The 11,244-nt window shown below is 55.7% G+C and carries 8 protein-coding genes; 6 read left to right on the top strand and 2 right to left on the bottom strand.

What is annotated here, in order from left to right:
- The coding region (gene acrD, locus GYRE_RS09540) for a multidrug efflux RND transporter permease AcrD (protein ID WP_038254911.1) at window positions 1-2,855 on the bottom strand (2,855 nt) is incomplete at its 3' end.
- Between the two features lie 231 nt (window positions 2,856-3,086).
- Between acrD and nudK the strand changes: the two genes are divergently transcribed.
- Together nudK and GYRE_RS09530 are read left to right on the top strand one after the other, a co-directional pair.
- A complete protein-coding gene (gene nudK, locus GYRE_RS09535) occupies window positions 3,087-3,662 on the top strand; it encodes a GDP-mannose pyrophosphatase NudK (RefSeq protein ID WP_006821115.1) in 576 nt (191 codons plus the stop codon).
- Window positions 3,663-3,790: 128 nt separating this feature from the next.
- Window positions 3,791-4,834, top strand: coding sequence for a DUF1176 domain-containing protein (locus tag GYRE_RS09530; RefSeq protein WP_038254909.1), 1,044 nt, complete (start codon window positions 3,791-3,793; stop codon window positions 4,832-4,834).
- On the opposite strand, the gene tkt is transcribed toward GYRE_RS09530, so the two are convergent.
- The gene (tkt, locus tag GYRE_RS09525; RefSeq protein ID WP_038254907.1) at window positions 4,824-6,818 is read right to left on the bottom strand and encodes a transketolase; all 1,995 of its coding nucleotides are present in this window, start codon (window positions 6,816-6,818) and stop codon (window positions 4,824-4,826) included. The two genes, GYRE_RS09530 and tkt, sit on opposite strands and share 11 nt — an antisense overlap.
- Window positions 6,819-7,326: 508 nt before the next feature.
- On the opposite strand from tkt, the gene maeB reads away from it, so the two are divergent.
- From maeB to eutQ, 4 genes are all read left to right on the top strand, one after another.
- Complete coding sequence (gene maeB, locus GYRE_RS09520; protein ID WP_006821112.1) at window positions 7,327-9,606, top strand: NADP-dependent oxaloacetate-decarboxylating malate dehydrogenase; 2,280 nt, start codon at window positions 7,327-7,329, stop codon at window positions 9,604-9,606.
- Window positions 9,607-9,759: 153 nt separating this feature from the next.
- Window positions 9,760-10,095, top strand: a complete 336-nt coding sequence (gene eutS, locus GYRE_RS09515) for an ethanolamine utilization microcompartment protein EutS (RefSeq protein ID WP_006821111.1) — start codon at window positions 9,760-9,762, stop codon at window positions 10,093-10,095.
- A gap of 10 nt (window positions 10,096-10,105) precedes the next feature.
- Window positions 10,106-10,579 carry a EutP/PduV family microcompartment system protein gene (gene eutP, locus GYRE_RS09510; protein WP_038254905.1) on the top strand — a complete coding sequence of 158 codons (474 nt, stop codon included), beginning with the start codon at window positions 10,106-10,108 and terminating at the stop codon, window positions 10,577-10,579.
- Complete coding sequence (gene eutQ / locus GYRE_RS09505) at window positions 10,554-11,231, top strand: ethanolamine utilization acetate kinase EutQ (protein ID WP_038254903.1); 678 nt, start codon at window positions 10,554-10,556, stop codon at window positions 11,229-11,231. The genes eutP and eutQ overlap by 26 nt, the downstream gene beginning before the upstream one ends.
- Window positions 11,232-11,244: the final 13 nt, after the last annotated feature.

Here is an 11,244-nt window from a genome sequence, read left to right as displayed (position 1 = left end):
TGATTGAGCTCGTTGGCAAATTCCACAATCAGAATGGCGTTCTTCGCCGATAGCCCAATGACCGTCAACAGGCCCACCTGGAAGTAAACGTCGTTTTCCAGCCCACGCATCCAGGTGGCAAGCAACGCACCGATAACCCCCAGAGGCACCACCAGCATCACCGAGAACGGTACCGACCAGCTTTCATACAGCGCGGCCAGGCAGAGGAACACGACCAGCAACGAGATGGCATACAGCGCCGGAGCCTGCGCCCCGGAGAGGCGCTCCTGGTAGGACATCGCGGTCCATTCCAGACCAAAACCAACCGGCAGCTCTTTCACCAGGTTTTGCATGATGTCCATCGCGGTGCCGGTACTGACTCCAGGTGCTGCTTCCCCGATGATCTCTACCGCTGAATAGCCATTGTAGCGTTCCAGACGCGGTGAGCCGCTGTCCCAGTGTGAGGAGGCGAAGGAGGAGAAGGGCACCATGGTGCCGCTGTTGTTCCGCACGTACCACTGATAGATATCATCCGGCAGCATGCGATATTTGGCTGCCGACTGAACGTATACCTTCTTCACGCGGCCACGATCCATAAAGTCGTTAACGTAGCTCGACCCCCAGGCGGTTTGCAGCGTGTCGTTGATGTCGTCGATAGATACGCCAAGCGCCTGTGCCTTGCGCTGATCGATATCCACCTGCAGCTGCGGGCTGTCGTCGAGGCCGTTGTGGCGCACACGGGTCAGGCGCGGATCCTTCTCGGCAAGGTTCAGCAACCGATCGCGGGCAGCCATTAGTGCATCATGCCCGGCGCCGGCGTGGTCCTGCAGCTCCATATCAAAACCGGCAGAACTCCCGAGTCCGCTGATGGCGGGCGGGTTGTTGGCAAAGACTCGCGCCTCTTTAATCTGGTCGAAGGCTTTGGTCGCTCGTTCGATGATGGCGAACGAAGAACCGGTTTTCGGATCGCGTTCTTTCCAGTCTTTCAGACGGATAAACATACGGGCAACGTTCTGCCCGTTCCCGCCCGGGCCGGAGCCGACGGTGGCGAAAATTGAGCTGACCGTGTCTTTTTCATGGGTGAAGAAGTAATCCTCAACTTTCTTCATGACCTTCATCGTTTGCTGCTGGGTAGAGCCGCTCGGCAGCTGAATGGAGGTGAGGAACATACCGCGGTCTTCCTGCGGCAAGAATGAGGTTGGCAGGCGCAGGAACAGGAACACCATGCCGCCCAGCAGCAGGACGTAGAGAAGGAGTCCGCGCAGACTGCGGTGGAGAATTTTGCCCACGAAGGTTTCATAACGTGATGCGCTGGCGTTAAAGACGCGGTTAAACCAGCCGAAGAAGCCGCGCTGGCCGTGATGCTCACCTTTATTGAGCGGCTTCAGAAGCGTGGCGCAGAGCGCCGGAGTGAGGATCAGCGCCACCAGTACCGACAGCACCATTGCCGAAACAATAGTCACCGAGAACTGGCGATAAATCGCCCCCGTGGTACCGCCGAAGAAGGCCATCGGGATGAAGACGGCGGAGAGCACCATGGCAATCCCCACCAGCGCACCCTGGATTTGCCCCATCGATTTTCGCGTCGCTTCCCGGGGCGAGAGTCCCTCTTCGCTCATGATACGTTCAACATTTTCCACCACCACGATGGCGTCATCCACCAGCAGACCGATGGCGAGCACCACCGCGAACATGGTTAGCGTGTTGATACTGTAGCCGAGCGCATAGAGGATTGAGAACGTCCCCATCAGTACCACCGGTACGGCGATGGTCGGAATCAGCGTCGCGCGGAAATTCTGCAGGAACAGATACATCACCAGGAACACCAGCAGAATGGCTTCCAGAAGGGTTTTTACCACATCGGTAATTGAGGCTTTGACAAACGAAGTGGTCTCGTAGGCCACCTTGTACTCAAGGCCATGCGGGAAGTACGGCTTGAGTTCATCAAGGCGTTTAATCACCTCTTCTGAGGTGGCCATTTCGTTAGCGCCAGAGGCCAGCTGAACCCCAAGCCCGGAGGCGGGTTTCCCGTTGAAAAGACTGAGATAGTCGTAGCTCTCCGCGCCCATTTCGACGGTCGCGACCTGGCCTAACGTGACCAGCGAGCCGTCCGGATTTACGCGCAGCGTAATATCGCGGAATTGTTCTGGCGTTTGCAGCAGTGACTGAGAGTTAATGGTGGCGTTCAGCGCCTGCTTATCGATGGAGGGCGTTCCACCCAGCTGTCCGACCGCGATTTGCGCGTTTTGTGAGGAGATAGCGTTGGTAACGTCTTTTGCCGTCAACTGGAAGCTATTGAGCTTGGCCGGATCGAGCCAGATGCGCATCGCATACTGCGAGCCATAGGGGTTAATACTCCCGACGCCGTTGACGCGGCTCAGTGGATCCTGAATGTTACTCGCCACATAGTCAGCGATATCCTGCTTATCCATGCTGCCGTCGGTCGAGACGAAGGCGATGGTGAGAATGTTGGTATCACCGGTTTTTCTGACCGTTACCCCCTGATTCTGCACCGCCTGAGGCAGCTTACTCAGCGCCGACTGCAGCTGGTTTTGCACCTGCTGCATGGCCTCGTTTGGATCGGTACCAGCGGTGAAAGTCAGGGTGACGGAGGCCTGACCGGAGGAGCTGCTCTGTGATGACATATACATCAGGTTGTCGAGCCCGGTCATATTCTGCTCGATAACCTGTGTAACCGTGTTCTCCAGCGTTTGTGCAGAAGCGCCAGGATAGTTGGCGGTAATTCGCACGTTCGGCGGTGTCAGACTGGGATACTGTTCAACAGGTAATGACACAATGGCCAGTGTACCGGTTAAACACAGCAAGATGGCCAATACCCAGGCAAAAATGGGGCGATCGATAAAGAAATTCGCCATTGTAATCAGGACCTCATTTTACTTGTTTTTTTGTTATCGCAACGCTTCGAACACTGTAGCCGCAAGGGCTGAAGTAATCGTGGAGAAAAAAAGGAGTTAATGTAAATAATCATACGTCTTTACCGCGTAGATATACAAAACTCTGAATTTTTTCTGTCCTTGATGACAATGTTGACGGCGAAGGGGGTCTGAGGCGTACACTGGAGAACCGCTTAACGCTGTGGAGCTTCCATGTCGCTCAATATCCATGTTATCAAAGATAAAATCCTCTCCGAAAATTACTTTGTTTTACGTAACATCACCTATGAGCTGAGTTTGTCCGGCGGAGAACCGCTGCGTCATAAGCGCGAGGTGTACGATCGCGGCAACGGAGCCACCATTCTGCTTTATAACCGTGATAAGAAAACGGTGGTGCTGGTGCGTCAGTTCCGTATCGCGACCTGGGTTAATGGTAACGATGATGGCATGCTGATTGAAACCTGCGCCGGACTGCTCGACGACGATGAACCAGAAGCCTGTATCCGCAAAGAGGCGGTAGAAGAGACCGGCTTTGAGGTGGGCGACGTGCAGAAGGTGTTTGAGCTGTACATGTCTCCGGGCGGCGTCACCGAGCTTATCCACTTCTTCATTGCTGAATATCAGGAGAGCCAGCGCGCCAGCGCCGGTGGTGGCGTGGAAGATGAGGCCATTGAAGTGCTGGAGCTGGCGTTCGAACAAGCGCTTCAGATGGTGCGCGAAGGGAAAATTCTCGACGGTAAGGCGGTGATCTTACTGCAATATTTAAAAATGTCGGGTTTAATGGATTGATTTTGTTAAGAAAAATAGCAACTGATTTACATCACGCTATCCGACAAATCTGATTGAGCGTTGCCGCTTCGCCAGTGAAGATACAGGCTTGTAAGTTGGTGTTTTTTTCTTCTGGGGCTGTGCCATTCATGCTTTATCGCGTCGCGCTGTTTTTATTATTCGGTTGGTTACCGGTGGCATCCGTATGGGCAGCCCCGGCGCAGCAGGTGTTTTCTGACTGGCTGGTCACCTGTAATAACCAGAATTTCTGCGTGGCGCGTAACATCGGTTTGCATCACGGACTGGTGATGACGCTGAGCCGTAGCGCGGGTGCGCACACCGATGCCAGCCTGCGCATAGAGCTTGGCGGCATCGCCAGCCCGACGGCAAAAACCCCACCAATCGCTAATCGCCTGCTGCTCGACGGCACGCCGTTAACGCTGGCCGGCGAGCGCTGGCAGGTTGCGCCATGGTTGCTCACGACCAGCGATACCGCCACCATCAATGCATTTTTGCAGCACGTTCAGGAAGGGCAAGCCATCACGCTTGATAAAGACCAGCAGGCTATTTCTCTGCTGGGGCTTAAAGCGGCGCTGCTGTTCATTGACGGGCAGCAAAAGCGCGTCGGCAGCGAGACGGCCTGGATCCGCAAAGGTGACGATCCACCGCTGAGTGTGCCGCCAGCGCCAGCGCTGAAAAGCGTAGCAAAAATCAACCCGACGCCTGCGCCTTTGACCCGTGAAGAGAGCAATAATCTGATGGATTACGGCAACTGGCGAATGAACAACAGCCAGTGCTCACTAGACCCGATGCGGCAGGAAGTATGGGTGACGGCGCTAACCGATGACAAAGCGCTGATGATGATGAGCTGTGAATCCGGCGCTTATAACACCATTTACCGGGCGTGGGTGGTCACCCGCCAGAAGCCATTCTCCTCAACGCCGGTGCATCTGCGCCTGCCGTTCCAGTCCTCAAGCGACGAGCGCGAAATCGAGATGGTCAACGCCACCTTTGATATCAAAACTCGTGAACTGGTGACCCTGGATAAAGGGCGGGGGCTCAGCGATTGCGGCGTGACCACGCGCTGGCGTTACGATGGTCAACGCTTCCGGCTGGTGCGTTATGCCGAACAGCCGGAATGCGATGAGTGGCAGGGGCCAGACGCCTGGCCCACGCTTTGGATCACCCGTTAAGCACCGTTTTTGCTTTCGCAACCACGTTTTCGACCGTAAAGCCGAAGAAGGGGAAGAGCTTATCGGCCGGGGCGGATTCGCCGTAGCTGCGCATCCCGACTATTGCTCCCTTCAGACCCACATACTTGTACCAGTAATCGGCAATACCCGCTTCTACTGCCACTCTGGCAGCAACGCTTGCTGGCAGTACTGATTCGCGATACGCCGGGTCCTGGGCGTCGAAGACGTCGGTGGAAGGCAGTGATACCACCCGCACATTCACACCTTCTGCACGCAGTTTCTCGGCCGCCAGCACGGTAATCTCCACTTCGGAACCGGTGGCAATCAGGATGAGATCCGGCTTGCCTCCCGCATCTTTCAGCACATAACCGCCACGGGCGATATCCTGCACCTGCTCCGGCGTCCGCTCCATCTGGGCGAGGTTCTGGCGTGAGAGGATCAGCGCCGTTGGACCGTCGTTCTTTTCAATCGCCGCTTTCCAGGCAACGGCGGTCTCTACCTGATCGCAGGGGCGCCAGGTGCTGAAGTTTGGCGTCAGGCGCAGGCTGGCGAGCTGCTCTACGGCCTGGTGCGTTGGGCCATCTTCGCCAAGGCCGATGGAATCATGGGTATAGACCATTATCTGGTGGGCCTTCATCAGCGCCGCCATGCGCGCCGCGTTGCGGGCGTATTCCACGAACATCAGGAAGGTGGCGGTGTAGGGGATAAAGCCCCCGTGGTGAGCGATGCCGTTGGCGATGGCGGTCATCCCGAACTCTCGTACGCCGTAGTGAAGGTAGTTCCCACCCGGATCTTCTTTCAGCGACACCGAATCTTTCCAGATGGTCAGGTTGCTGGGAGCCAGATCCGCAGATCCCCCGAGCAGCTCATGTAGTGCCGGGCCATACGCGTTAAGCGTGTTCTGTGAGGCTTTACGGCTGGCGATTTTTGCTGGCTCTGACTGCAGCGTTTCAATATACGTTTTGGTTAGCGTCTGCCAGTGCTTTGGTAGCTCGCCGTTTTTGCGGCGATTAAATTCGGCGGCAAGTCGCGGATGCGCGGCCTCATAGGCGGCAAGTTTAGCGTTCCAGGCATGTTGAGCTTTTTCTCCTTTTGCACGCGCATCCCAGGCCTGGTAGATGGTTTTGGGGATCTCAAACGGTGGATACTTCCAGCCAAGCTGCTGGCGCGCCAGCGCCACTTCCGCTTCACCGAGCGCTGAACCGTGCGACTCTTCCTTCCCGGCCTTGTTCGGCGAACCAAAGCCGATGATGGTGCGGCAGATAATCAGGGAGGGTTTATCCTTCACGCTTTGTGCTTCAAGAATGGCCTGCTTGATGGCCTGCGGATCGTGGCCGTCGACGTCGTGCACCACGTGCCAGTGATAGGCCTCGAAGCGTTTAGCCGTGTCGTCGGTAAACCAGCCGCGGGTTTCGCCGTCTATGGAAATGCCGTTGCTGTCGTAGAAACCAATCAGTTTCCCGAGCCCCAGGGTCCCCGCCAGCGAACTGGCTTCATGGGAGATCCCCTCCATCAGACAGCCATCTCCCATAAACACGTAGGTGTAGTGGTCGACGATATCGTGACCCGGACGGTTGAACTGAGCGGCGAGGGTGCGCTCCGCAATCGCCATCCCGACGGCGTTAGCCAGCCCCTGGCCAAGCGGCCCGGTGGTGGTTTCCACACCCGGGGTATAGCCAATTTCCGGATGCCCCGGCGTTTTAGAATGCAGCTGGCGGAAGTTCTTGAGTTCCTCCATCGGCAAGTCGTAGCCGCTCAGATGCAGCAGGCTATAAAGCAGCATGGAGGCATGACCGTTCGACAGCACAAAGCGGTCGCGATCGTACCAGTGCGGATCATAAGGATTGTGCTTCAGGAAATCGTTCCACAGAACTTCGGCGATATCCGCCATTCCCATCGGTGCGCCCGGATGGCCGGAATTGGCCTTCTGGACAGCATCCATACTCAGGGCGCGAATCGCATTGGCGAGCTCTCTTCTGGACATGGTTCACTCCATTTTTACCCGTGGTATAGCCGTAAATCAGATAAAAAGCATAGCAGACGGGGATGGCATTGTTTCGCGCTGCGATTAACATTGGTGTAAAGGCTGTGTCCCGCCATTGTGCGCGAGTGGCGCTGATGGCTATTTTTACACAGGGCAAGGCGCGAACGGCGTCATTTGGGGACCCAAATGAGCCGTGAGCAACACAGCCATGCGTAAAAATAGCCTCAGCCCTTCGGGACGCGTGTAAAAAGCGCATTCTCTGCGTTGTCGGATTTGGACATAGGCCCGCTATGCCCTTCATCCTTCGCCTTGATAATGCGCTTTTTACCCAGCGTCGCCATCGTGACCAATGGCGGGATACAGCCTCGTAATTGATAACAAGCGTTTGTTTCTTTGCTCAGAGTTTGGCGGCCTTCAAAGTTTAGAAAGTTGTCACGGGTAATACTGCGCAGTCAGGGAACGCTAACCTTAAATTCCAACCAAGAACGATATGTAAAAGGAACATTAGATGGATGATCAGTTGAAACAAAGTGCCCTTGATTTCCACGAATTCCCGGTTCCGGGGAAGATTCAGGTTTCCCCGACTAAACCCCTGGCCACCCAGCGTGACCTGGCGCTGGCCTATTCGCCGGGCGTTGCCGCACCTTGCCTTGAAATCGAAAAAGACCCGCTGGCGGCCTACAAATATACCGCGCGTGGCAACCTGGTTGCAGTGGTCTCTAACGGTACCGCCGTGCTCGGGCTTGGCAACATTGGTGCGCTGGCCGGCAAGCCGGTGATGGAAGGCAAAGGCGTTTTGTTTAAGAAATTTGCAGGCATTGACGTCTTCGATATTGAAGTCGATGAGCTGGACCCCGACAAATTTATCGATGTGGTGGCCGCGCTTGAGCCCACCTTCGGCGGCATCAACCTCGAAGACATCAAAGCTCCGGAGTGTTTCTACATTGAGCAGAAGCTGCGCGAGCGCATGAATATCCCGGTATTCCATGATGATCAGCACGGCACGGCGATTATCAGTACTGCGGCCATCCTCAACGGTCTGCGAGTGGTTGAGAAAAACCTCTCTGATGTGCGCATGGTGGTGTCCGGCGCTGGTGCGGCAGCCATTGCCTGTATGAACCTGCTGGTGGCGCTCGGTATGCAGAAGCGCAACATCGTGGTGTGTGATTCGAAAGGTGTTATCTATAAAGACCGCGAGCCGAACATGGCGGAAACCAAAGCGGCCTATGCGGTTGACGACGACGGCAAACGTACGCTGGACGACGTGATGGACGGCGCGGATATCTTCCTCGGCTGTTCTGGCCCTAAAGTGCTGACCCAGCCGATGGTGAAGAAAATGGCACGCGCGCCGCTGATCCTTGCCCTCGCTAACCCAGAACCAGAAATTCTGCCGCACCTGGCAAAAGAAGTTCGTCCGGATGCCATCATCTGCACCGGCCGCTCTGACTATCCAAACCAGGTGAACAACGTCCTGTGCTTCCCGTTCATTTTCCGCGGTGCGCTGGATGTCGGGGCTACGGCAATTAACGAAGAGATGAAGCTTGCGGCGGTACATGCGATTGCCGAGCTGGCGCACGCCGAGCAGAGCGAAGTGGTGGCCTCTGCGTATGCTGACCAGGATCTGAGCTTCGGTGCGGATTACCTGATCCCGAAACCGTTTGACCCGCGTCTTATCGTCAAGATTGCCCCGGCGGTCGCGAAAGCGGCGATGGATTCCGGTGTGGCGAAACGCCCGATTGCTGATTTCGATGCCTACATCGATAAGCTCAGCGAGTTCGTCTACAAAACCAACCTGTTTATGAAACCGATCTTCTCGCTGGCGCGTAAAGATCCGAAGCGCGTCGTGCTGGCCGAAGGCGAAGACAACCGCGTGCTGCATGCGACCCAGGAGCTTATCACTCTCGGCCTTGCGAAGCCGATTCTGATTGGTCGCCCGAGCGTGATTGAGATGCGTATTCAGAAGCTGGGCCTGCAGATCAAAGCGGGCGTCGATTTTGAAATCGTCAACAATGAATCAGATCCGCGCTTCAAAGAGTACTGGAGCGAATACTACGACCTGATGAAACGTCGCGGCGTTTCTCAGGAACAGGCGCAGCGGGCGGTTATCAGCAACACGACGGTGATTGGCGCCATTATGGTGCAGCGCGGCGAAGCCGATGCGCTTATCTGCGGTACTATCGGTGACTACCATGAGCACTTCAGCGTTATCCAGCAGCTGTTTGGGTATCGTGATGGCGTGCATACTGCCGGTGCGATGAACGCATTGCTGCTGCCGAGCGGTAACACCTTTATCGCCGATACCTACGTCAACGACGACCCAACGTCAGAACAGCTGGCGGAGATTGCGCTGATGGCGGCAGAAACCGTCCAGCGTTTTGGTATTGAACCGCGCGTGGCGCTGCTGTCGCATTCCAACTTTGGCACCTCGAACTGCCCGGCGGCGCTGAAAATGCGCAAAGCGCTGGAGCTGGTTCGCGAACGCGCGCCGGAGCTGATGATTGACGGTGAAATGCACGGCGATGCCGCGCTGGTGGAAAGCATCCGTAATGAGCGGATGCCGGACAGCCCGCTCAGAGGCTCTGCCAACATCCTGGTGATGCCAAACATGGAAGCGGCACGTATCAGCTACAACCTGCTGCGTGTTTCCAGCTCTGAAGGAGTTACCGTGGGCCCGGTACTGATGGGGGTTGCAAAACCTGTACACGTACTGACGCCAATCGCATCTGTTCGCCGTATTGTGAACATGGTGGCGCTGGCGGTGGTTGAAGCGCAGACTCAGCCGCTGTAATTTCTTTCGTTAATAAAAAAGCGCGAGGCTAACCCCTCGCGCTTTTTTTATTTCTTAGTGATCCACTTCACCTTTCCTCATCCTTTGCCGATTTTTGTTATTCGCTCTGCGGATAACTTGCCACTATGGCGTTTATTACAGGTGGAGGGGGCGATGGAAACAGAACGTATTATTCAGGAGTTTGTTCCCGGGAAACAGGTAACACTGGCGCATCTTATTGCTCACCCCGGAGATGAGCTGGCCAAGAAAATAGGCGTCCCCGGTGCGGAAGCGATTGGCATCATGACCCTCACGCCGGGAGAAACCGCGATGATTGCCGGAGATTTCGCCACTAAAGCGGCTGACGTCCATATCGGTTTCCTCGACCGTTTCAGCGGCGCACTGGTTATCTATGGCTCAGTGGGTGCCGTGGAAGAGTCTTTAAATCAGACGGTTACCGCGCTTGGTCGCACCCTGAACTACACCCTGTGCACCTTGACGAAAAGCTAAAGGCCACCTGATGAGACGGATAGCTTTTGTGGGTATGGTTGGCGCCGGAAAAACCACGCTATTTAATGCATTGCAGGGGAATTATTCCACGGCAATAAAAACGCAGGCGGTTGAATTTAATGATGCCGGTGATATTGATACACCGGGTGAGTATTTCAGTCATCCGCGTTGGTTTCAGGCATTAATAACCAGTCTGCAGGATGTCGATCTCATTATATATATTCACGCTGCTAATGAAAAAGAGAATCGACTCCCCAGTGGGCTGCTTAATATTGGCGGCAATAAACGCCACATTGCCGTAATAAGTAAAATCGATGCGCCCGACGCCAATGTTGATGAGACCCGCGAATTGCTGCTGAGTATTGGCTTTCAGGAACCCATTTTTGCGCTGAATTGTCGCTCACGAGAGAGCATCCAGCCATTAATGGATTATCTGGCAACGGAACAGGAGGATGCAGATGAAAACGTTAGTCACCGCGAATGATGTTCGCGATAGCCACGTCCGGGGAGAAACCCGACTTGTTGCCCCCCGGAGCCGCAGCATTATAACCCCGGAGGCGCGGGAAGTGGCCGAAACTCTGGGTTTGGTGCTGGTGGAAGATGACACCGTTTCAGCGCCTGCGGGGGATGAAAAAACTGAGCGCCAGCGCATTCGTGAGGCCATTATCGCAGAGCTTCCGGAAGGGCAGTTTACCGAGAGCCTGGTGGCACAGCTTCTCGAAAAAGTGATGAAAGAGCGTGAAGCCGTTGGAGGGGAGGTGACACCCGCATTTACGTCGGTCACCGGCAAGGGGGGTATCAAGGTGGTGACTGGCAGCAGCGTCTCCTTTGGTCGGTTTGCGGGGGCCGAGCCGCACAGCGTTGGGTTAACCGATCTCATTACAGCGGAAGACGGCAGCAGCATGGCTGCCGGATTCATGCAGTGGGAGAACGCCTTCTTCCCATGGACGCTGAACTACGACGAGATAGACATGGTGCTGGAAGGTGAACTGCACGTACGCCATGAGGGAGAAACCATGGTCGCAAAAGCCGGGGACGTGATGTTTATCCCTAAAGGATCGGCGATTGAGTTTGGTACCCCGTCTTCGGTGCGCTTCCTGTACGTGGCGTGGCCAGCGAACTGGCAGGCCTGCTGAGAAACCATCGGAT

The sequence above is a fragment of the Yokenella regensburgei ATCC 49455 genome (genome assembly GCF_000735455.1).
Lineage (GTDB): Bacteria > Pseudomonadota > Gammaproteobacteria > Enterobacterales > Enterobacteriaceae > Yokenella > Yokenella regensburgei.
Note: the sequence above shows the minus strand (reverse complement) of the source record. Positions and strands in the feature narration are given on the sequence as shown.